18 protein-coding genes are annotated in these 21,484 nt (G+C 67.4%); 5 read left to right on the forward strand and 13 right to left on the reverse strand.

What is annotated here, in order from left to right:
* Positions 1–4 precede the first annotated feature (4 nt).
* The 4 genes from FB459_RS04980 to FB459_RS04990 form a co-directional block, all read right to left on the reverse strand.
* Positions 5–790 (reverse strand): polysaccharide deacetylase family protein, encoded by a 786-nt coding sequence (locus FB459_RS04980; RefSeq protein WP_170221723.1) that lies wholly within the window; start codon positions 788–790, stop codon positions 5–7.
* A complete protein-coding gene (locus FB459_RS17190; protein WP_170221725.1) occupies positions 787–945 on the reverse strand; it encodes a hypothetical protein in 159 nt (52 codons plus the stop codon). The genes FB459_RS04980 and FB459_RS17190 overlap by 4 nt, the downstream gene beginning before the upstream one ends.
* A 41-nt stretch (positions 946–986) precedes the next feature.
* The gene (locus FB459_RS04985) at positions 987–2,009 is read right to left on the reverse strand and encodes a glycosyltransferase family 2 protein (RefSeq protein WP_170221727.1); all 1,023 of its coding nucleotides are present in this window, start codon (positions 2,007–2,009) and stop codon (positions 987–989) included.
* A 550-nt stretch (positions 2,010–2,559) separates the two neighbouring features.
* Positions 2,560–3,675, reverse strand: coding sequence for an ATP-grasp domain-containing protein (locus FB459_RS04990; RefSeq protein ID WP_141927669.1), 1,116 nt, complete (start codon positions 3,673–3,675; stop codon positions 2,560–2,562).
* A gap of 435 nt (positions 3,676–4,110) precedes the next feature.
* On the opposite strand from FB459_RS04990, the gene FB459_RS04995 reads away from it, so the two are divergent.
* Entirely contained in the window at positions 4,111–4,818 is a 708-nt protein-coding gene (locus FB459_RS04995; protein WP_141927670.1) for a TerD family protein, read from the forward strand.
* A 273-nt stretch (positions 4,819–5,091) separates the two neighbouring features.
* On the opposite strand, the gene FB459_RS05000 is transcribed toward FB459_RS04995, so the two are convergent.
* The 6 genes from FB459_RS05000 to FB459_RS05025 form a co-directional block, all read right to left on the reverse strand.
* Positions 5,092–5,901, reverse strand: a complete 810-nt coding sequence (locus tag FB459_RS05000) for a M23 family metallopeptidase (RefSeq protein WP_141927671.1) — start codon at positions 5,899–5,901, stop codon at positions 5,092–5,094.
* 89 nt (positions 5,902–5,990) lie between these two features.
* Positions 5,991–6,674 (reverse strand): helix-turn-helix transcriptional regulator, encoded by a 684-nt coding sequence (locus FB459_RS05005; RefSeq protein WP_129626015.1) that lies wholly within the window; start codon positions 6,672–6,674, stop codon positions 5,991–5,993.
* A gap of 9 nt (positions 6,675–6,683) precedes the next feature.
* Positions 6,684–9,092, reverse strand: coding sequence for an ATP-binding protein (locus tag FB459_RS05010; protein ID WP_141927672.1), 2,409 nt, complete (start codon positions 9,090–9,092; stop codon positions 6,684–6,686).
* Positions 9,093–9,346: 254 nt separating this feature from the next.
* Entirely contained in the window at positions 9,347–10,363 is a 1,017-nt protein-coding gene (locus tag FB459_RS05015) for a hypothetical protein (protein WP_141927673.1), read from the reverse strand.
* A gap of 559 nt (positions 10,364–10,922) precedes the next feature.
* Positions 10,923–11,912 carry a glycosyltransferase family 2 protein gene (locus FB459_RS05020; RefSeq protein WP_246092323.1) on the reverse strand — a complete coding sequence of 330 codons (990 nt, stop codon included), beginning with the start codon at positions 11,910–11,912 and terminating at the stop codon, positions 10,923–10,925.
* Complete coding sequence (locus tag FB459_RS05025; RefSeq protein WP_141927674.1) at positions 11,885–14,104, reverse strand: hypothetical protein; 2,220 nt, start codon at positions 14,102–14,104, stop codon at positions 11,885–11,887. Before FB459_RS05025 ends, FB459_RS05020 begins: the two co-directional genes overlap by 28 nt.
* Positions 14,105–14,224: 120 nt before the next feature.
* Here FB459_RS05025 and FB459_RS05030 point away from each other — a divergent pair, with 120 nt between their 5' ends.
* On the forward strand, positions 14,225–14,917 hold the full coding sequence (locus FB459_RS05030) for a class I SAM-dependent methyltransferase (RefSeq protein ID WP_141927675.1): 693 nt from the start codon (positions 14,225–14,227) through the stop codon (positions 14,915–14,917).
* Here FB459_RS05030 and FB459_RS05035 read toward each other — a convergent pair.
* Both FB459_RS05035 and FB459_RS05040 read right to left on the reverse strand, forming a co-directional pair.
* On the reverse strand, positions 14,886–15,464 hold the full coding sequence (locus FB459_RS05035) for a GtrA family protein (protein ID WP_129626025.1): 579 nt from the start codon (positions 15,462–15,464) through the stop codon (positions 14,886–14,888). The genes FB459_RS05030 and FB459_RS05035 overlap by 32 nt on opposite strands.
* On the reverse strand, positions 15,461–17,692 hold the full coding sequence (locus FB459_RS05040; protein WP_141927676.1) for a hypothetical protein: 2,232 nt from the start codon (positions 17,690–17,692) through the stop codon (positions 15,461–15,463). Before FB459_RS05040 ends, FB459_RS05035 begins: the two co-directional genes overlap by 4 nt.
* Before the next feature lie 203 nt (positions 17,693–17,895).
* Between FB459_RS05040 and FB459_RS05045 the strand changes: the two genes are divergently transcribed.
* Together FB459_RS05045 and FB459_RS05050 are read left to right on the forward strand one after the other, a co-directional pair.
* The gene (locus FB459_RS05045) at positions 17,896–18,570 is read left to right on the forward strand and encodes a class I SAM-dependent methyltransferase (protein ID WP_141927677.1); all 675 of its coding nucleotides are present in this window, start codon (positions 17,896–17,898) and stop codon (positions 18,568–18,570) included.
* A gap of 26 nt (positions 18,571–18,596) precedes the next feature.
* Complete coding sequence (locus FB459_RS05050; RefSeq protein ID WP_141927678.1) at positions 18,597–19,331, forward strand: glycosyltransferase family 2 protein; 735 nt, start codon at positions 18,597–18,599, stop codon at positions 19,329–19,331.
* Positions 19,332–19,378: 47 nt separating this feature from the next.
* Here the strand turns inward: FB459_RS05050 and FB459_RS05055 are convergent, their stop codons facing one another.
* Positions 19,379–19,843, reverse strand: coding sequence for a GtrA family protein (locus tag FB459_RS05055; protein WP_246092325.1), 465 nt, complete (start codon positions 19,841–19,843; stop codon positions 19,379–19,381).
* A 243-nt stretch (positions 19,844–20,086) separates the two neighbouring features.
* On the opposite strand from FB459_RS05055, the gene FB459_RS05060 reads away from it, so the two are divergent.
* The gene (locus FB459_RS05060) at positions 20,087–21,478 is read left to right on the forward strand and encodes a hypothetical protein (RefSeq protein WP_141927679.1); all 1,392 of its coding nucleotides are present in this window, start codon (positions 20,087–20,089) and stop codon (positions 21,476–21,478) included.
* Positions 21,479–21,484: the final 6 nt, after the last annotated feature.

The following is a 21,484-nucleotide window of genomic DNA, read 5'->3' on the forward strand; positions in this document are numbered from 1 at the left end:
GCTGTTACCTGCGCGTGGCGCGAGTCGGCTCGACGACCTGCACCCACGACTGGTCGTTGACGGTCGACGGGCCGTCCGCCGGCACGACGACGCCGAACCGGAAACCCCTCGCCTTCAGCTTGGTGACCGCGGCGTCGAGGAAACGCACCTGCCGCGCACCGCAGTCGAGCACGTCGTTGCCGTCGTGCAACAGGATGAGCGCCTGGTCGACCGCGTTGCCGACGACGTACTCGACAACCCCGCGCCGGCCCGGGCATTCGAAGTCGCCCGGGTCGGACGTCGCCCAGTGCCACATCACGCCGCCCCACATCTGCTCGCGTCGGATCACGGCGTTGCCGGAGTCGGTTTCGACCCCGAACGGGTACCGGAACAGCACCGGCTTTACCCCGGTAACCGACTGGATCACCGCATTGGTGCTGGTGATTTCGGTGTCGGCTTGCTCGGGCGTGAGCGAGGTGAAGTTGGGGTGACTGTAGCTGTGGTTGCCGATCGTGTGGCCCTCCCTGGCTACTCGGCGGGCGAGGGCCGGGTTGGCCGCGACGTGCGAACCCTGCATGAAGAAGGTCGCCTTCACGTTGTGTTTCGCCAGGACCCGCAGCACCTGCGGGGTCAGCGCGCTCGGGCCATCGTCGAAGGTCAGCGCGACGATCGGTCGGGTGCTGGTCGGAGTGCCACGATGGGCCGGGGTGCCGGCGCGCGACGGGTTGGCTTCGGCGACCGGCGCGCACGCCAGCGCCGACAGCGCGACTGCGGCGACTGCCGCAGTCGACGCCCGCCGGCGGGTGATCACTTGCTCAAGCCGTTCAAGCCGCGGCGCACGATGCGGGTGAGCACGAACAAGGTGAACAGCAGGGTGACGACGAGCAGTATGTAGTGGATCGTGGTCATTGCGCTCGCGGCGACCAGGCCGGTGCCGACGACCGGGCCTTTGGGCGGTTGGTACATGGAAATCTCCTTGAATCAGTTGTGAATTGGGAAAGTGGTGGTTACCAAACTTGCTGCGAGGAACGCAGACTCTTGAAGATCGAGACCGAGGTGCAGGTCTCGAGGAACATTCCGTACACGTCCTCGACGAGGACGGTGCCGGCGATGGTGAGGTCGACCCAGGTGCGACCGGGCACCCGCCAGGCCGAGCTGACCCGCTCGACCCACATCACGGCAAGCGGCACTAGGCCGAGCAGCGAGAAGGCGAACCCGGTCGCGAGCACGAGGATCAGCACGACGTAGAACACCCAGAGCAGTCGCATCGTGAGACCGAACCCGAACAGCATGTAGGCCAATAGGTCGCGTCGGGTGGCCGGCGTCCAGCCGCGCTTGCGGCATTCGTCGACCCCGCCGCGTCCCCAACGCTGTCGTTGTTGCCATAACTCCTTGAAGGTGTCGGGGGTGTCGGTCAGCACGGTCGCGCCCGGCGCGGCCCGCACCTCGTACCCGAGGGTCTTCAGGTCGAGAGTGAGCCCGTAGTCCTCGATGAGGCTATGCTCGTCCCACGGCCCGGGCCGGTCGAATTCGGCTACAACGTAACGCAATACGCTTCCGCGGTACAGCGAAGCGGCGCCGGATGCCACCTGCACGCGCCAGCCGCGCAACTCGCGGGTGTCGTCGTAGCGGGCGTATTCCAGCCGCTGCAACCGCCACGCGAGCCCTGTGCTGTCCTTGGCCCAGTAGCGGGCGCAGACGGCGGCGCGGCGGCGTCCGTCGAGCAGCCCGACGAGCAGGTGTTCGAGAGTGTCGTTTGCCAGCGTGGTGTCGGCGTCCATCGTCAGCACGAAGTCTGCGTCCTGCCCGTGTGCGAGCCACGCCTGGTTCATCGCGCCCGACTTGCGGGCGCGGTTGTCGACGGTCTCCATGACGGTTACGGGGTAGCGCGCGGCGATCGCCGCGGTGTCGTCGGTGCAGTTGTCGCAGGCGACGACGACCTGGGTGGGGGGCAGGCTCTGCTGGAGCACCGACTCGATGGTGTCGGCGATCTGCTCGGACTCGTTGTGCGCGGGCACAATCACCAGCACGCGCAGCCCCGACAACTCCTGCGGCGACGCAGGCGAGGAATGGCTCGCCAGCGGTACCGCTCGCCCCGCGGCCAGGTGTCGTGGACGGCGCAGGTGCCTGGGCCCGCACGGGTTCGTTGGTGACCGCGACGCACCGTTTCCGCTGGTCACGGCGGTGTCGTAAGTGTGGTTCATGACGTGTCGAAGCCCCCGGCCCGGCGCGGCACCTGGCCGCGGTCGTTCAAGTGCCCGGCCACACCTGTCGGGTGGCCGGACGCGGAATGTCTGGAAGGTGGCAGCGCATGCCGTCGCAGACCCGTTGCGTGGACGCAACGGGTTGACAGATACGAACAACGATCGGGTCGAACCCGCGGCGCCCGAAGGGCTCACGATGATCGGCAGCTGACCTAACGCCTCAGGAACGGACGAGCGAGCATTCTCGGCGTACGGTGTTCCGGCCGGGTGGCTGCCGCAGACCAAGCGGCGGATTCAGCGATAACTGCGGTGCAGTGGCATCGCCGGGGTCTGGTTGCGTACACAATACGCACAGACTTCCCAGCGGTGCAAACCTCTAGCTCGTCCCTGGACGCTGGGTCGGTTCGGCGGGTGCCCATCCCAGGGCGCGGTCGAGCAATTCGGGCACGGCCTCACTGCTCAGGCCGACCCGGGCGCGCACCTTGACGACGTACGCGACGCCGTCCTCGCCGACCCGCACTGTCACTTCGGACGGTCCAATGAGGCCGACAGCGCGGATCGACGCGACGGCGACACGGCCGACCTCGGAGGCGTCGGCGCCAGTGACGCGGTGCAGCCGGAAGGTCTGACCGCCGGCGGTGCCGGGCTCGGCGGAGCGTTGGAGGACGACGAGCAGCGGGCTGCCGTCGTGCTTGTTGCGCGGACGGTATAGCACCACCCGGTACTCGGTGCCGGGCACGAACCGCTGCAGCATGAAGCCGGACGCGGGCTCGAGGTCTTCGAGTTCGCTTGGGTCGTGCGCGACCACGAGCGCCCCGCGCGAGCCGTTCTCCTCGCGCGGGCGCACGATCACCGGACCGCCGAGGGCGTCGAATACGGCTGTGCTGTCGGAGAATTCACTGGCCGCACCAGTGGGTGGGGTCGGCACGCTCCGGGCCTGCAGTTGCCAGGTGGTGAAGAGCTGGTCATTGGCGATGGCGGCCGGCCCGGGGCCCGCCACCACGATATCGACGCCGGGGCCGAAGCCGGCTCGAGCGGCGGCCAGGTCGGGCAGTTCGGCGCTGCGGGTTGGAACCACGACCGTGACGCGTTCCTCCTCGATGATGCGGCGCAGCACGCCGAGTCGCTCCTTGTCGCGGATCTCGGGCACTTGGTGCACGGCGTCGACACCATAGAGCCAGACGGGTTCGGAGTCGACGCCAATGACGGAAACGCCGCGGTGCACGAGCTGCCGCACGACCGACAGGCCAACTGGGCGTGAGACGCCGGTGACGAGCACACGCAATTGGCCTCGCGCGTCGGCGCTGCCGGTGCCGGCCGCGTGTTCACCCGCCGGCGCGGGATTCTCGGTTGTCGTCATTGAACTTTCCCCCATGCGAAAGTGCGACGCCGCGATACGTCGAGTTGTCCGCAAGCCCATCAGTGGGGGGCGGCCTGTGATTTTGTCCGGCACTGAGACGCCACAAAACGCAGTCGGGTTGCCACCGATCATAGATATGCCGATGGTGCAGCTACAAGCGAATGCTATGTGCCCGACTCAATTCCGCGATCACTGTACGCACCGTGTGCGGTACTGCGTAAGAGTCTCAGCCCCTGAGACTATCCAGTGCGGTGAGGTGCGGGGTCTGAAGCGGGTGTTACCGGCGTCACAACCGCTCGCCGTGCTGCGCGGGGATGTGCTACTGCCTGTCGAGGGAAGTGGCCGCTGCGTTCACTTGAATTCGAGTCGTCCGCAATGTGACCGAGGTCCGCCGGCGTGGAGGTCGGACCGGCCATCTCGAGGTGGTGTTGGAGGTTGTGGCGAGTGCGCCGCCGGTCGCGGGCGAGCTAGCGAACGGGGGGTCGAGCGGTGACTTGGTTAGCGTGAGTCGAGACACGGAAGAAACCGACGCGACCCCAGGGCCGCGTCACCATGAGAGGGCGCCCCATGGCGATCGATTTCACCCGAACCCACCCGTCTGCGAACGGCCCGTCTGCACAGAGCGGACCGGCCGGCGGCGGCGTGAACCTCAGCAAGATCACCCTGAGCAAGAGCGCACCGACCGTCAGCCTCGCCAAGCGTGGTGAAAGCCAGGGCGCGATGCGCGTCAACCTGAACTGGTCGCAGGGCGCGGCTGCGCCGGCGAAGAAGGGACTGTTCAGCAAGCTGGCGGCAGCGGCGCAGGCGAGCGGCGCGGTCGACCTCGACCTCGGCTGCCTGTATGAGCTGTCCAACGGGCAGAAGGGTGTCATTCAGGCGCTCGGCAACAGCTTCGGTGCGTTGCAGGCCCCGCCGTTCATCCAGCTGGACGGCGACGACCGGTCGGGTGCCGTCACCGGCGGCGAGAACATGCACATCAACCTCGCGCAGCCGGACATGTTCCGGCGCATCCTCATCTTCGCGATGATCTACGAAGGCGCACCCAACTGGGCGGCCGTCGACGGCGTCGTGACGCTCTCTCCCACGTCGGGCCCGCAGGTCGAGGTGAAGCTCGACTCGGCCAACAACTCCGCACGCATCTGCTCGATCGCGCTCATCCAGAACACGCCGCAAGGCATCACAGTCACCCGCGAGGTGGAGTACGTGCAGGGCAGCCAGCGTGACCTCGACCTGAAGTACGGCTGGGGTTTGCAGTGGCAGGCAGGCCGCAAGTAGCCGGCCAGTGCACCTGCAAGATCGACGTTGGCGTTCGTCTGAACTGCCGTCAATACGTCACATAAGAACGATCTGGCGGCATCGTTCGCCCACGCCTTCGCGGCCGGCGACGATGCGCACCATAGGTACAGATGCGCAGGTTACGTACAGGTGCCTGGCGCTGCATCCGGGTGCGCACGTCATAACGTGCGCACCCGGAGATAACGTGCTCCCTCGTACGTAACCTGCGCAGCCACCTGGCCGCGTCCCTCCCATCGTTCGACCAGCGCCGACTTACCGCGCGTTCCAGGACGTCAGCAACGCCCCCTGCGGATAAGACGTGCCGCGCTCCTGGGTGGGCAGCACGTACTGGCTGTACCAACTTGTGCAGTTGACGACACCGAGGTGCAGGTGGGCGCCGGTCACGCCGCCGGTGGCCCCGGAGTAGCCGATCACCTGTCCGCGAATCACGCGCGCACCGACACCGACGCTAAGGGTTGACAGGTGGGCGACCTGGATGCAGTTGTTGGTGCCGGGGCGCTTGACCATCACGACGTTCCCGCCGCCCCCGGGATTCCATCCGGAGAAGGCGACGACTCCGGTCTCGGCCGCGCGCAACGGCGTCCCCGAGGGCAGCCCGATGTCCATCGAATGTTGGTTGTAGACATTCGCGTGGCTGTACGAACCGCCCGGGGTCTGGGTGACCACGTAGCCGCGGCCCTCGGTCCAGGGCAGGTTGGGCGCACAGCGTCCGACGACGGGGGCGTTGCTGCCGGTGCTGATGTCGATGTCGGGCACCCACACGCCGCCGTCCCCGCTGGTCTGGTACCAGATGTCGGAGGTGCCGCCCGTGACGGACGAGGAGTAGTAACCGCTGACCGCCTGGCCGCGGTCGTAGCAGGCGAGCGTGAGCACCTTGCCCTTGCTGAACGAGCGATTACGGGCGAAGTTGAGCGACGGGCCGGTCTGGCCCTGGGTGCTGGCGGCCATCACGGTCGCGGTGCGCGGGGCGGCGCTCGCGGTGTCTGCCGTGACGAACGCCCCGGTGGCCGTGGCGGCGAGTCCGGTGGCGATGGCGGTGGTGCGCAGAATGGACGATTTCATGAAGGTGAGACCTTTCATTCGAACCCGGATCGCGATCGACGATCGCCCGATCAGGTTGTCGCTCGCATGTCGGCGGACGCGTCCCCAGTTCAGGGGATATTCCACGGTTCGCCCCACTCGCGCGCGTCCCAGTAACCGTCCTCGAGTGCGGCCCGCAGCGTCTGCTGCCGGTTCACCGGACCGTCGCCGAGCACCGCGCGGTACTTCTCGTGGATGTGTTTGGTGTGGCAGCGCACGGTGTCGACGCTGACGCACAACCGTGTGGCGATCTCGGACGCGGACAGCCCGTACGCCAGGCCGCGCAGCACGGTCGCCTCGGTAGGGGTGAGGCGCGCACGCAACGGCGGCAGGTCGGCGAGCGCGGCGGCCAGCTGACGGGAAGGGCGCAGTTCGCCGTCGCGGATGCTCGCCAACGTGCGCACGAGCGCGTCCAGCCCGTCGTGTTTGAGGCAGAGCGCGGTGATCCCGGCGGTGACCGCGCTCTGGATCAGGTACGGGCGCTCCTCGGAGGTGTAGAGCACGATCGGCGCGTTCCACTGCACCAGCCGGCCGATGTCGTCCACGCTGCTGCGGCAGTCGCGGCCGAGCCAGAAGTCCAACACGACGACGTCGGGTTGCGGGGGTGGCCCGTCGTCTAGTTCGTCGACGGAGGCGGCGACAGTAACGATGCGAACTACCGCGGGGTGGCTGAGTGGCAGCACCTGCAGGGAGCGGTGGAGGTTCTCATCGTTGTCGATGACCACGACGGACAGCGGACGCGCGAGGGCCGACATGCGTTCTTCCTACCCGACCGTGGTGGACGCGGCCATCCCGTGATCGGGCGAGGGGCCGAGGACGAGGGTGGTTGCGAACGCATCCCGGGTCAGGCGGGCAGGAGTCGACCCGGTCAGCGTGGCGAGTGCACGCAGCCGTTGCTCGGCGTCGGGCGCCAACAGCGAGACGGTGCAGGGTTCACCGGCGCCGCCGAGACGAAGCTCCAACCGGTCGGTGGCGGCTGCGTCGTCCAACAGTCGGTCGAGCACTCGCAGCAGCACGGCGCAGCGGTCGGGGCAGGGGTCGACGGCCGGGTGGATGGTGATCTCGGCGCCGAGCTCGCGGGCGGTCGCGATGCGGTCGCGCAGGGCGGCGTCGAGCACGCCGGGAAGGTTGAGTTCGTCGCGCACCTGAGCCGCGAGCCGGCCCGCGGTGATCCGGTCGGCAGCCTGGAGTCCGTCGGTCGAGATGCGGTGCAGGAACGGTCGGACCGTGCGCTTGGTGAACGATAACAGGTCGCTCACCCGCTCCTCGGACCACACCGCGGTTGCGACGGACAGGCGCTCGCGCACGGCGGCCTCGTCCCGGTCGGCCTTGGTCTGCACCTGGCGCAGTCCGCGGCCGATGGCGTAGGTGAGCCACGGGCACAGGCCCGTCATCAAGGCGCCGGCCGCGGACATCCAGGTGATCTCCGGGTGGGTGCCGACGACTGCCAATGCGGGCGCGAGACCGCACACGGTCAGGAACAGTACGCGCCGCGCCGACCCGAAGAATGCGATCACGCACAACGGGACGCCGGCCATGCCCAGGCCCCAGGACGCGTACGTGTGCAGCGACTGCGGGCCGGCGATCGCGAGCGATGCGGACGCGGACGCCGCGGACGCCGCTGCGACCGCGGCCATGTTCACCCGAGTGAGACGCCCGGACGCCACGGCGCGGGTCAGCCACCACGTCATCAGCCAGACAGCCGCGACGACCACCGACTGCGCCGCCAACTGCGGACCAGGCGTGTGCCGCCACGCGATGAAGGTATGCGCGATCAGCGCGGGCCACGCCGCCCAAACCGCCTCTGGTTGGGCCGGTGATGCCGCTGGTCGAGCCCGCGATCCCGTTCGCCGGTCCGGCGATTCCGCTGGTCGAGGCGACGGCCCCCCTGGTTGGGGCGACGATTCCGCTGGTTGAGCCGGTGGGATGAGCTTGCGATTCCCACCGCGCCGAAACCAAGGTGCCGTCAACGCCAACGTCACGACGACGTCCGCACCATCGCGCCGCAGCGAAGCGCTACCACCAACTGAATTCAACTCGCGCTCAACGCAATTGCGCCAACCCCATCCCGGCCGCAGCGAGCCCGGCGACGCAATCCGATTGCGCACTCGAATCTCGACGCCGTCGCCGCGCAACGCGAGTTCCACCTGCGCCGGTCCGTTGCCATGCCTGGCTGCATTGCGCAGCGCTTCACCCAGCGCGCGCCGCAATGCATCAGCAACGTGTGTCGGCACCGGACGACGAGCACGGGGTGACGGCGTGACACTCACACCCGACGGCACGCACGAGTCGACGAGCGACAACAAATCGACCGCGACATCACCACGCGCCCGAACGGGCAGATCGAACGCGCCGAGCGTTCGCTGGACGACATCGCACTCCACGCCTCCGGAGTCGGCGATACGGATCAGCGTGAACAGCACCTGGTCGTGCAGCACCCGACGCGCGGATTCACCGGCCCGCTTCTCGTCGTCCCGCAATCGTTGGGCTAGTTCGAGTTCGAACTCCCGCGAGCGCACCCGATCGAGCCGGACGATCCTGTGCACCAGCAGGTGGTGGCAGATGGCGATGGCCATGATGCACCCCAGGCTCAGCACGCCGTGGTCGACGAGCATGGCGGTGTCGGCGGCGTACGGCGAGCTCAGGTACGCCGCGACGAAGCACCCGAACCAGGTCGTCAGCACCACCAGAGCCGGGACGATGCGAAGTTGCGAGGCGATCAGGGCGAACGCGAGTCCGACGAGTTGCGATGCGTTGGCGAAACCCGCGAGCGGCGTCAAGCACAGGCCGAGCAACAGTCCGGCCATCCCGAACACGCGGGTCGCACGACGCGCCATCACGAGCAACGAACCGAGCAGCACGATGCCCAACGCAACAGTTACGGACGACGGTCGCCCGGACGCTGCGGCCAGCGACAGACAGATCACAGCGCAGGCGATGAGCAGCGATCGCGTCGTGGCCTCGTAGATGGACACCCGTGGATACGACGACAGTTGCGTCGGCCAGATCCAGAACCGTCCGAGCTCGAGCTGCAGGTGCGAGCGGACGAAGTGGACGGGATTCTCAGCGTCGGCGGCCCGAACAGTCACCTGCGCTCGACCGGCGACGAAACCTGGATGAGTGATCGGCCCCTGGGTCACGGTCCATTGCCGCGCACGAACGTTCTGGCGCACAACCAGCAGTCGGTATGGACTTGGCAAAGTTCGAGGCGGTGGGGGGAGGTTCCATGTGCATCTCGGAAGGTCCCTAGGTCCCCTACCCTCTCCCGATGGGATTCTGCACCAGCGCGCGCGTCAGGCGCTCGACCGTTTTCACTTCGTACAGCCGCCAGTTGGTGGATTGATCCACTGCAACCAGTTCGACGAGGTACTTCAGTTGCGAGTCGACATATTTTGCGAGGACTGGTGTAAAGCAACGGATCTCTGGCTCAGTGACGTGGACGATGGCGCCGAGGTCCAGAAACAGATGGCGATGCTGATGAAAATCCTGGATCTTGGCGACGGTGGATTGGTGCTGGAGCCCCAAGGTCCGAGATGTGTGGCGGTGACCCGGTTCGGTGGTCGAGGCGCACCAGTGCCGCCAGCACGGCAGCTTGCGCGGTGGCCTGCACGAGCACGAGGAACTGGTTGAAGTAGGCGCTGATGAGGTTAACGCCGCCGAGCAGCAGGATGACCGAACCGACGCCGGAGCGGGTGCCGGATCGGTGTTCGTCGCCGTCCGGGCCCAGCCTGCGCACGGCGCGCCAGGCGTGGACGCCCGCAGCGAGTCCGATCGCCGCGGTGACCGCGACGGCCGTCCAGGCGACAGGGCCGAAGTCGTCGCCGAGCAGGCTGTTGTTGCCCTGCAGCGACGGCGGACCGAACAGGTGCCACAGGGCGAGCGCGCACACACCCGGGCCGCCGATGACGCCGACGGTCCCGAGGACGGCAAGCGCGAACCGGGTCAGGCGGCGGACGCGGTCGGTCGGCAGCAGTCGTTCCTCTAGTGACTGCAGACGGGTGAGTTGGCGTCCGGCCCAGGCGGTGTCGGCGGCGACGACATGTTGCTTGGCTTCGTCGAGAGCATGGTTCAAACCTTCGATGATCGCTTCGGTTTGGGTGTCGGTGTCGAATTCACTTGCACGACAGAGGTGTTCGTCGATGAGGTCGATCTGGTGCTGGTTCAGTGGGCCGTCGGGCGCCGGCTGCATGAGTTCGAGTGCGGCGTACAGATGGGCGCGGACGCTGCGCCGACGGCGTTGCCCGACGCGGTAGGCGAGGTAAGCCAAGACTGCAAGGACGGCATACGCGATGGGGGCAGCGAGCGGGAAGAAGTAGTCGTTGTCCTGGGTGATGAACTTGCCGATCTCGTCGACGAACAGTCCGGCGCCGACGCCGCCGAGGACTGCAGCGAGCGCGCCGGTCCACCGGTTCGACAAGGCCAGTGCGATCGCGAGACCGATCATGAGCAGCAATCCGCCCCATACGGCGTGGGCGATGTGGATGATCTTGCCGCCGACCTGGGGGAAGCCGGTGGCGACGAGGTAGGGCGCGGGTCGCCAGGATCGTGACGATCGCCGACACCACCACCCAAGCGACGTCAGTGCCCGCCGACGCGTGGGTCACCGGGCGGCGGGTGTGCGATGCGCTCATCCGGCCATTCGAACATCCCGAGGACTCGGGAAGTTGACATGTCCCAACGCAGATGTGAAGTGCATGCCGGCCTCAACGCTGCCTTGTAGCGACCCTGGGTTCATTCAGGCGGCTGACGCTCGACGCGCCACCCGTTGATGTGATCTTGGGGGGCGGGTGGTGCCAGGTGGTCGCTCACTGCCTCGATGAGCTGAACATGCCGCAGCGGCGACACCTTACGAGTCACTGTCGTGCCGTGATCGCTTAGTTCGACGGCGAGGTCCATTAACTCAGCCCGCGACGCAGAGGCGATCTTATGTTCCAGCGTCCATCGTGTGCGCAACCATTGCGGTGATGACGAACGAACTGAATAAGAGCGCTCTGTCCAGAGCGTCAGCGGGCGCGGTCGGCGGCCGAGTCGTACGCAACGTAGAACGTGGGACGCGCCTGCTGACCGCTGAACACCCGTCCTACGTACTCGCCGAGGATGCCCAGACACAGCAGCTGGACGGCGGAGAATCCGACGATCACGGCCATCATCGAGGTCCATCCCGACACGGTATGCCCGGTCATCCAGCTACCGAGCACATATGCCAGTAGCACCGTTGCGAACAGGAAACCGAGCAGGCTGAACCAGGTCGCGAACCGCAGCGGCGCGACGCTGAATCCGGTGATCGAGTCGGCGGTCAGACGCAGCATCTTGGCGAGCGGATACTTCGACTCGCCCGCCGCTCGTGCCTCGCGGCGATAGCCGACCTCGGCCGACGGGAAGCCCAGCGAGGGGATCGTCAGGCGGAGCACGCGGTTGTGCTCCGGCAGCGACAGTGCCGCCTCAACCGTGGCGCGCGACATCAGTCGGAAATCGCCCGCATCCAAAGGGGCGTCCAGCCCGGACAGCCGACGGATGAGCCGGTAGAACAGCCCGGCCGTCTGCCGCTTGAACACGGTGTCGGTGCTGCGGTCGGTGCGCACGCCGTAGACGACGTCGGCACCTTCGGCGCGCGCGGTGTCGAGCATCTCGGCAATGACCTCGGGCGGGTCCTGCAGGTCGGCGTCGATCGTCACCATCCAGTGCCCGGTAGCCAGGCCCAGTCCGGCGGAGATCGCCGCCTGGTGGCCGGAGTTGGCCCGCAGGCAGATCAGTCGCAACTGGGGCCACTCTCGACGCAGCTTCTGCACCAGCAGCGCGGTGTTGTCCATCGAGCCGTCGTCGACCGCGACGACCTCGTAGGTGACGCCCATGCCGTCGAGCACCGGACGCAGCCGGTCGGCGAACAGCGGGAGTACGTCCTCCTCGTTGTACATGGGGACGACGACGGACAGTTCGGGCGCCGACGGATCGTCGTGCGGGACTGTCATGTGCGGGGCGAGTTCAGCTTCCATACCTGTGCCTGGTCGTTGTTGAATTGAGGTGTCGCGTACGGCGCGAGGGTCTGAGCGAACGGGCGCGACTTGTCGATGTAGATCCAGCGAACACCCTTGTCCCACAGGGCTTTGGCAGCGTCGGCTGTCGGTCGGGCGATGAATCCGTCGTTCAGGCGCAGAAGTGCCTGATCGCCGAACGGCGCAGTGATGGATTCACGACCCTTGGGGTACTTGGCGGCGATGGTCGGGGAGTAGCCCCATCCTTCCACCAACATCCGGCGTCCGCTGATGGCGGACACCATGAAGTAGCGGCTGTCGCAGACCTTGCCGCGCAGTTGGCGACAGTGCCGGTTGGTCATCACCATCGCATCGGGGTCGGCGTGCTTGCCGAGGTAGCGAGCGGCTTGGAACTGACCGGCGCCGATGGCTCCGTACGTTTCCTGCCGCACCGGACCCGGCTCCGGCAGGTCGGAGGTGCGGTTGTGGACGGCGGACGCGACCCCCGTGACAAGCACGGCCATTGCGATCGTTGCCGCCACGGCTGTGTGCCCGGCTCGGACGACGGCAGCCATGAGCGGCACGACCGCGAGGAGCAGCCCACCGATCGCGAGCACCGTCAACATCTGCACGCCCGACAACTTGCCGGCAGGCACGACCTGCTTCGGCAGCCACCACGCGAGCAGCCCGAAACCGGCCGCGAGCCAAAGCAGCCTGAGCAGTCGGGCGTCGCGCTCCTCCCACAAGGCCACCAAGCCGATGGCGGACGCGGTCGCGGCCAGCGGGATGGCCGACAGGCGGAAGTAGAACTGGCTGCTGCCGGGCTGTACGAACACCAACGGAGCGGCAGCACCGGCGATGGTCGCGCCGAGCAGCATCCACAGGACGGGGTCGCGACGTCCGGACTCCTTCGAATCACGGTGCAGGGCAACGAAACCGAACGCGGCGCAGGACAGCCCGGTGAACAGCATCGTCACTGCGCCGATGAGTAGTACCCAAATGTCGGTACTGCGGGTCGACGACGAGGGCCAGCTCGACTTCAATGCCGCCGCCGGGTCGAGCACCAGACCGTTGGACGACCCGTGGAACACCACGATCATGCTGATCAGCAGTGCCGCGACGACCACGGCGAGGTCGATGGCGACCACCTTCGCCATCTCCCGACGCCACAGCAGCATCGCCACGAGCGTGAGCGCACAACCGGCGATGATCAACGGAGTGGTCGAACCCTTCGTGCCGGCCGCGACGAACGCGAACACGCCCAGCAGGACGAGCGGCAGACGGATGTCCTCGCCGCGCCAGCGCATCGCCATCACCGCCACCATCGCCAACAGTGCCGGTACGGAGATGGCGAGCGTGGGCGACTCGGGGTTGAGTGGGGCCGACGCGAAACCGAACCAGACGGACGCGGCGCCTCCCATCATCGTCAGCGTGACCCCCAGGGCTGCGACCAGCGCCTTTCCGGTGAGACGTAGGCACAGGCTCGCGACGCTGAGCACGACCAGGAACGGTGCCACGATCGGCGCGAAACGCAGCAGCACCTCGTCTGCGGACGCGGTGGAGGTCTGCGCGACATGTGCGATCCAGGCGTGGGTGAACCAGTGGTAGTAGAGGCCCTCGTTGTCCAGCAGTGGCCAGTTCACCGGGCCACGCAGCTGCAATTGCTTGCTCATCGCCAGTTGGAAGTACTGGTCGACGTGCGGTGCCCGGTATCCGGACCAGGAGAGCAGGTTCTGCCGGAAGTAGCCGATCACGCTCGGGACGGCGGAGGCCGTCGAGACTGCGATGACCGCACCCAACCAGGCGGGCACTGGCTCGCGCCGGGCCGAACGGACACGTGCGCGGGTGCGCGGCACGGCGAGGATCGCTGCGGCTACCAACAGTGGGAGCAGCACACTCAGCAGGCGACTGCCGAGCAGACCCGCGATGCACTGGATGACGACCGACAATGCGAAGCCGCAGGCGAATCCGAACGCGAGGTCTTCGAACAGCCAACCGCGCTGTGGCCGTACCAGCCGCCAGATGAGCACGCCGGGGAACAATTGGAAGATCCCGACTGCGAGCGACGCCGTGACGACGCTGAGCAGGGACATGCCCGACGACACCGCGTAGGCGCAGAACAGCAGGTAGGCGAGGGCCAGGAAGGGCCCCCCGTTGCCGTTCGCTGCACGAAATCGGGAGGAAAACGACGGCGCGGGGTGCGCGACGGTCACGAGATCAGGTGTCCTTCCGGCTGAGGCGGTCGCCAAACGGTAGTGCTTCGGGGTGGCGACACCGCAACTCGCCATGCGGTTGTGCTGCACGTTTGGCGGCGGGCGGGCACTATTGGCGGCGTGGAAGCAACTGAGATCCGGAAACTGGCCGCCCTCGAGGACAAGCACTGGTGGTACGCCGAGCGGCGCTCGTTGCTCGCCCGTCAGATCAAGGGCATGAAGCCCGGCAAGGTGCTGGATGTCGGCGCCGCGGGTGGCGGCAACACCCGGGTCCTTCGTGCGAACGGTTGGGAGGCCGTCGCCCTGGAGTACACCGCTGAAGGAGCGGAGGTCGCCGGCGAACGCGGACTGCAGGTGCTGCGCGGAGACGCGACCTGCCTGCCCTTCGAGGACGCGTCGCTCGACATGGTCGTTGCGTTCGACGTGCTCGAACACATCCCGCACGACGGTCGCGCCGTGTCCGAGGTGTTCCGTGTTCTGCGTCCCGGCGGCACATTCCTGGTCGCCGTGCCGGCCGACCCGAAGCTGTGGTCGGCACACGACGTCGCGGTCAGCCACGTCCGCCGCTACACGCGTCCGGAACTGGTGAACCTGCTCGACGGTGCCGGCTTCGAGATCGAGTCCGTCGGTTCGTGGAACGTGCTGCTGCGTCCGATCGCCGCCTGGCGCCGTAAGAAATCGAGTGGCAGCGACCTCGATGACCTGAATCCCGTTGTGAATCAAGGGCTTCGGATGATCGTGGCTAGTGAGCGCTACCTGCCGGTCGACAAGTTGCCGGGCGTCAGCCTGGTGCTTCGAGCTCGGCGTCCGTGACCTTCGACCCGGTGGCGGCTTCCGACTCGGCCTGAGGGGCGCCGCCGGTGGTCACCGGGGTTGGGTCACCCGAGGATCCCGGACGACGGAACGAGAACCGTCCGTGTCCGAACCAGCTCCAGAATGCGTTGAACGCCACGATGGCGACCTGCGCGGCCAGCGGACGCCAGTGCAGCAACTCGACGGTCGCGGTCAGCAGCACGACGTTGATTGCCAACCCGGTCAGGTAGACGCTCTCGAAACGCAGCGCGTCACGCAGCAGGTTGCCGCGCACCCGGAAGACCAGCCGTCGGTACAGCACGAAGGCCACGATCACCGAGACCACGTGCATGCACAGCAACGTCAGAAGGTAGTGCTTCGGACCGAAGAGCCGGTCGAAGCCGGCGAACAGCGCTACGCCGAGCACTGTGTTGATCAGGCCGACCACCAGGAACGCCGTCTTCGGGTCGCGCACGACGCGAAGCAACGGCCCCCGCTGTGAGGACAGCCGACCGATCAGTGGTGAACGCCGGCGTCCGCTCTTTCTCCTGTCGAAGTTGGTTGTCATCGCGGCGGACTGAGCTTCCATGCAGCAGCAGTGGGCGTACGGATTCCGAGGGTTGCGTACGGGGCTAGATCGTCGGCGTGCGGTCTCGTCGTCTCGACATAGACCCACCGCACGCCGAGGTCCCACAACCTGCGCTGTGCGTCCGCCGTGGGCGCCGCGATGAAGGTGTCGTTGAGTTCGAGGATCTCCGGCTTCCAGTAGTCGACGGTGATCGAGTCCCGGCCGTTCGGAGCAATCTTCGTGGCTCGCGGCGTGGCGGTCCATCCTTCGACGAGCATCTGCCGCTCGCTGAAAGCGCTGACCAGCCACCGGCGGCTGTCGCACCCCCCGCGCGGCTCACGCACCGTCGTGCAGTGACGGTTGGTCATCACCAGGTCGGTCGGCTCGGAGTGCTCCCGGATGTATCGCGCGGCACGCAGCATGCCGACCGTCGTCGCGTTCTGCGACGTCAAAGTCGCGGGCCGCTCGTCCGGCACCGGCACCGACGTGCGATAGGTGTCGATCCACGAACCGGCGCCCGCGAACAGGCCGATCAGCGCGACCGTCGTCAGCGCGCCACGCCACCACTGCCGCCGCACCACCAACGCGCCGATCACAGCGGCCACGAGGACGACGACCGCGGCGATGGTGGTGATCTGCCAGAACTGGTCGTACTTGCGCGGCACGATGCGTCCGGTCCACATCAGGATGCCCTTGAAGAACACGAACGCTGCGACCGCGCTCAAGGCTCCGAGCAAGAGTGCGCGGCGGCGTCCGAGCGCCAGCCACAGGTGACGCGCACCGATGGCAGAACCGGTGGCAGCCAACGGAATTGCGGTCAGTGTGAAGTAGCTCTGGCTGCGTCCGGGGTGGGAGAACAGACCGAGAGCGGCGGCTCCGGCGATGGCGGCTCCGATGAGCACCCAGGAGACCGGGTCCAGCCGGCTCTCGCGGCGGAACGGCAACGCGAAGGCGAGCGCAGCCCGGGTCAGGCCCGCGATGATGACGGCGGCGGAGACGAACAGCACCTGCTCGCGCGACGCCACACCACCGATGACGGACGACAGGCTGGTCTGCTTCGCAGAGTTGGTGACACCGAGCTTCAGACCGGCCACCGACCCGTGGAAGACGACGACCATCGTCACGATGAGCGAGACCCCGATGACCACGGCGTCGCGAACCACCGGCCAGAACATCGGCCGGTTCCAGATCAGCATTGCGGCTGCGGCGAGGCCGAGGCCGGCGATCACCACAGGGGAGGTCGACCCCTTCGTCCCGGTCGCGATCACGGTCAGCCAGGGAATCAACCAGAAGGCACCCCGCAGTGCTTCGCCGCGCCATCTGGTGGCAAGCACCAGCACCATCGCGACCAGGGTCGGGATGCCGAGGCCGAGGGTGGGCGACAGGGGGGTGATCGGCAGTTGCAGGCCGAGCAGGCCCCACGGTTGACCGCTGCCGACCAGCATAGAGAACGCGGCCGACAGCGCGCCGACCCCCGGGCTGCCGCTGAGGCGCAGGCCCAGGACGGCGATGCTCGCCACTGCGACGATCGGCATGATCGCGGGCAGGAAGCGCATCAGGACGTGATCGAGGGGGACGCCGGACGTTGCCGTCACGTGCGCCATCCAGGCGTGCGCGAACCACTGATAGCCGAGGTCCTCACCGGCCACCGTCGGCCAGCTCACCGGACCACGGGTCAGGATCTGCGCGGCCAACGCCTGGTGGAGGTAGGTGTCGATGTACGGCGTCCACGGCTTGTCCGACCACAGCAGGTTCTGCTTGAAGTACCACTCGGTCTGCGGGTAGGCCGCGAGCGTCATCAACCCGAGGGCCGGTCCCAGCCACCACGGCAGCGGCGACCAGCGCGCTTCCAGCACCCGGCGACGCAGCACGGGGACAGCGGCGAAAACCGCCACGAACAGCAGCGGGACGACGTACGCCGGGATGCGCGAGTGCATCAGCCCGGCGATGGTCTGAGCAGGCACGGCGATCGCGAAGCCCATCGCGAAGCCCATCGCGAGGTCCTCGAGCAGCCAGCCGTTGCGCGGGCGAATCGCACGCCAGACCATCGCACCCGGCAGCACCTGGAACACACCCGTCGCGGCCACCGCCTTCACCAGGCTGCCGATCGGCAACTGGTCCATCACCGCCCAGGTCATCCAACCCAGCAGCGCGAGCAACAAGGTCGCGTACGTGATCAGGGAGCCGAGGCCGGATCCGGTGCGGATTGCCTGCGTTCGGGCAGTCACGTGAAGGTGCCTCCGGCAAGGGGGTGCGATGGGCTGGTGCGGGCAGCGTGGGCCCGCGGAGAACGCGGCCATCGTACGGTCTGTCGGCGCTACATCCCCGCAGGTGCTTGTTGTCGGCGCTGCATTCCCGCAGGTGCTTGTTAGAGTCGCATCGCATTTCGCGCAGGCCGGCGCGGAAGCACACACCGACAAGGACCTCTGCTGTGACCAACGCGCAGGACGCCTCGACGCCCGAAGGCGTCTACGAGAAGGGTTACTTCGAGACCCGCCTGGCTCAGGACGCCAACCGCGAGAAGGTGTGGGTGCACCTCGCCAAGCACTTCGCCACCTGGGTGCAGCCCGACCACGACGTGCTCGAACTCGGAGCCGGCTGGTGCGACTTCTCCAACAAGATCAAGGCCCGCCGCGTGGTCGCCATGGACATCGACGCCGTCGTCGAGCGTGCTGCTGCTGCGCACGTCGAGACCGCCGTCGGCGACTGCACCGACCTGAGCCGCTTCGAGGACAACTCCTTCGACGTCGTGTTCGCCTCCAACCTCGTTGAACACCTTGAGCGTGACCAGTCCAACCGTCTGCTGGACGAGGCCCGCCGCGTGCTGCGTCCCGGTGGTCGACTTATGCTCATGCAGCCGAACTTCCGCCTCAACCCCGGCCGGTACTTCGACGACTACACCCACGTCGCGATCTTCACCGACCAGTCGCTGTCGGACTACCTCGTCTCTCGCGGCTACGCCATCGAGGAGATGCACGCCAAGTTCATGCCGCTGACGATGAAGTCGTCCGGCGCGAACCTCACCTTCCTTGTGCCGTGGTACCTGCGGTCACCGATCAAGCCGCTCGCCGGGCAGATGCTCGTCGTGGCCAATCCCGAAGACTGACAACCGAATTCGACAAGGACTTTCGCGTGTACAACGGCATGACGCTCTCCGTTGTCCTTCCGACCTACAACGAGAAGGACAGCATCGCGGAGTGCATCCGCAGGTTCGAGGCGATTCCCGAGGTGGACGAGGTCATCGTCGTCAACAACAACGCCGCCGAGGGCACCTCCGAGGAGGTCGCCGCCACCGGTGCACGCGAAGTCATCGAGACCACGCAGGGCTACGGCGCCGCGATCCAGCGCGGACTGCGCGAGGCCGACACCGACCTCGTCGCCGTGTGTGAACCGGACGGCACGTTCGACCCGGACGACATCCGCAAGCTGCTCGCGTTCGTTCCCGAATGCGACCTCGTCGTCGGTTCGCGCACCGTCCAGAGCTTCATCTGGGACGGCTCGAACATGGGCTGGTTTCTGCGCTGGGGAAACTGGGCCGTGGCCAAGGGCATCGAGGTGTCGTACAACTCCGCCTACCTCTCGGACGTCGGATGCACCTTCCGGGTGATGACCCGCCGGCACAAGGAGTACGTGCTCGAGCGCGCCACCCTCGACGGCTCGGCCTTCGGTCTGGAGATGCTGCTCATCGGTGTGATGAGTGGGCACAAGTACGTGCAGGTGCCGGTCAACTACCTGCCGCGGGTGGGGGAGTCCTCGGTGACCGGCGACTTCCGCAAGACGCTCGATCTCGGGTTCGAGATGATGGGCCTGGCGGCCAGGATGCGGTTGAAGCGCAACAAGATTCGCGCCGGGCAGGTCGATCGCTGACCGCACCGGGTCTCGCGCGCGTTGCTTGCTTCGTCGGTCGACGGCGGTCAGCGGTTGTTGAACACGTGCTTGCGGTAGGCCCAGAAACGGAAGCCGGACGCGAGCACCAGGCCGACGCCGTTGGCGGCGATGTTGTCGGCGATCGGTGAGGTGAAGCCCAGCAGGTAGTGGGAGACCCAGAGGCAGCCGAGGGCGATGCCCATGCCGATCAGCGCGACGCCGCAGAACCAGGCGAACTCGTGGTGCTTCTCTTCCCGGCGAGTCTGACGGAAAGTCCAGTAACGGTTGCCCGTCCAGGCGACGACCGTCGCGGCGAACGACGACAACACCTTGGCCAGCAGCACGTATTCGTGCATCACGCCCTCGCCGCCCGGTCCGGCGAAGCGCAGCACGTTGAAGCCGCCGACGTCGACGATGAGCCCGAGCAGGCCGATGGCCCCGAACCTCATCAGCTGCGGTGCGAGCGCCACCAAGCGAGCCCAGAGCGAGCGCTGCACGGGGGTCTGGTTCACGGTCGCGAGCTTCCTTCGGGGGCGGATAGGCGCGGCAACCCTAGCAACCGGCCTCGTCCGGATCGGCGGGTCGACTCCCCGGAGCGGCGGTGGCGGGTCCTCGAATGAAACGGGCTGCCCGAACCGTGATCTGCCGATTGTGCTGAAACGTGGCACACCGGCCGGCCTTTGCCACTAGCGTCCGCCATGCTCAGCGGTTCGTCACGGTCAGGGATGACGACCGCTCAAGGGAAAGCGAACCTCATGCGTACCAAGAAACTCGCCACCGTCGTCGTCTCGATCATCGCTGCCACGTCCTTCCTCGCCGCCACCCCGGACGCCGGGGCGACCGCGTCCGACCCCACCGGCAAGTACCACCCGGTGACGCCCTCGCGCATCGCCGACAGTCGCACCGGCTGGGCGCTACCGATGGGCGGGGTGCGGCGGGACACGTCCGCTTCGCTGGCGGTGGCCGGCCGCGGCGGGGTCCCGGGTTCCGGGGTGCAGGCGGTCGTCGTCAACATCACCGCGATCGACCCGACGTCCGGCGGTTGGGTGACCGCGTACGCGGGCGGCGCGACGAAGCCGTGGACCTCCGTTCTCACCTACCCGAAGGGCTGGACCGGCGCGACGACGGCCACGGTCCCGGTCGGTGCGGACGGGACGATTCGACTCGCCGCCGGAGGCGCATCGGTGCAGTTGGCCGTCGACGTGCTCGGCTGGTTCGCCGCTTCGTCCTCGACCGTCGCCGCGGGATCGCTCTACACCGTCAACCAGCCCGAGCGTTGGTTCGACAGCCGCTACGAGGTCGGTGGCTCCCGTCTCGCGCCGGGTGAGGGTATCGGAATCCCGTTGTCGCTCAACGAATCCGGCGGCCGTCGCCTGACCGCCATGCAGTTCAACATGACCGCCACCGGCGGATACGACAGGGGCTGGTTCACCGCGTGGAGCGGTGCGGGCGAGCCGCCGTCGACCTCGTCGGTGAACTTCGTCGAGGCGGAGACCTCGGCCAATCTGGTCACCGTCCCCGTCCGCCGTATCGGTGCCGACTCCGCCAGGCCCGGCTACGGCCAATACGCGGTGCACTTCGAGAACACCTCGAACTCCAGCGCGCACCTGATCCTGGACGCGGTCGGCAGCTTCGTCACCGACCCGGGGAACGTCGGCACCGTGCGGGTGCCGGTCGGGCCGACCCGCATCGGCGACACCCGCACCGGGTTGCGCTTCCCGCAGGCAAAGGTCGGCGCGCAGCAGACCGTCAGTGCCGCGGTTCCGAGCACGGTCGACTCCGACCGAACGCATTCCTTCGAGGGCGTCCTCACCGCCGCGAACCCCACCCGGGCGACCTTCCTCACCCTCTTCGGCGCCGGCGAGGCCAGGCCGACGACCAGCACGCTGAACACGAAGGCGGCACACAACCGCTCGAACTCCTTCGTCTCCATCCCCGGTTGCCTGACCCCGTCCGGCGCGACGACGTGCACGCCAGGGCTGTCGGTCTTCAATCAGAGCGGTTCGGTCGACCTCGTCCTCGACATCACCGGACGCTTCGAGTTGACCGACGAGGCCATCGCGCAGGTCAAGACCCAGTCACCGGCTCGCAGCGGTGCAGCGCCGTCGCTCGCTCCGGTCGCCGGCAAACCCCACATCCTCAACTGAGCAATC

The organism is Yimella lutea (assembly GCF_006715095.1).
Classification (GTDB): Bacteria; Actinomycetota; Actinomycetes; order Actinomycetales; family Dermatophilaceae; genus Yimella; species Yimella lutea.

Coding starts and splice junctions, on each gene's coding strand:
- FB459_RS05000 (WP_141927671.1), bottom strand. CDS start 5,901: ATGAAATCGTCCATTCTGCGCACCACCGCCATCGCCACCGGACTCGCC.
- FB459_RS04990 (WP_141927669.1), bottom strand. CDS start 3,675: ATGATCGGTGGCAACCCGACTGCGTTTTGTGGCGTCTCAGTGCCGGAC.
- FB459_RS05060 (WP_141927679.1), top strand. CDS start 20,087: ATGCGTACCAAGAAACTCGCCACCGTCGTCGTCTCGATCATCGCTGCC.
- FB459_RS05020 (WP_246092323.1), bottom strand. CDS start 11,912: ATGGAAGCTGAACTCGCCCCGCACATGACAGTCCCGCACGACGATCCG.
- FB459_RS17190 (WP_170221725.1), bottom strand. CDS start 945: ATGTACCAACCGCCCAAAGGCCCGGTCGTCGGCACCGGCCTGGTCGCC.
- FB459_RS05035 (WP_129626025.1), bottom strand. CDS start 15,464: ATGACAACCAACTTCGACAGGAGAAAGAGCGGACGCCGGCGTTCACCA.
- FB459_RS05015 (WP_141927673.1), bottom strand. CDS start 10,363: ATGATCGGTCTCGCGATCGCACTGGCCTTGTCGAACCGGTGGACCGGC.
- FB459_RS05005 (WP_129626015.1), bottom strand. CDS start 6,674: ATGTCGGCCCTCGCGCGTCCGCTGTCCGTCGTGGTCATCGACAACGAT.
- FB459_RS04995 (WP_141927670.1), top strand. CDS start 4,111: ATGGCGATCGATTTCACCCGAACCCACCCGTCTGCGAACGGCCCGTCT.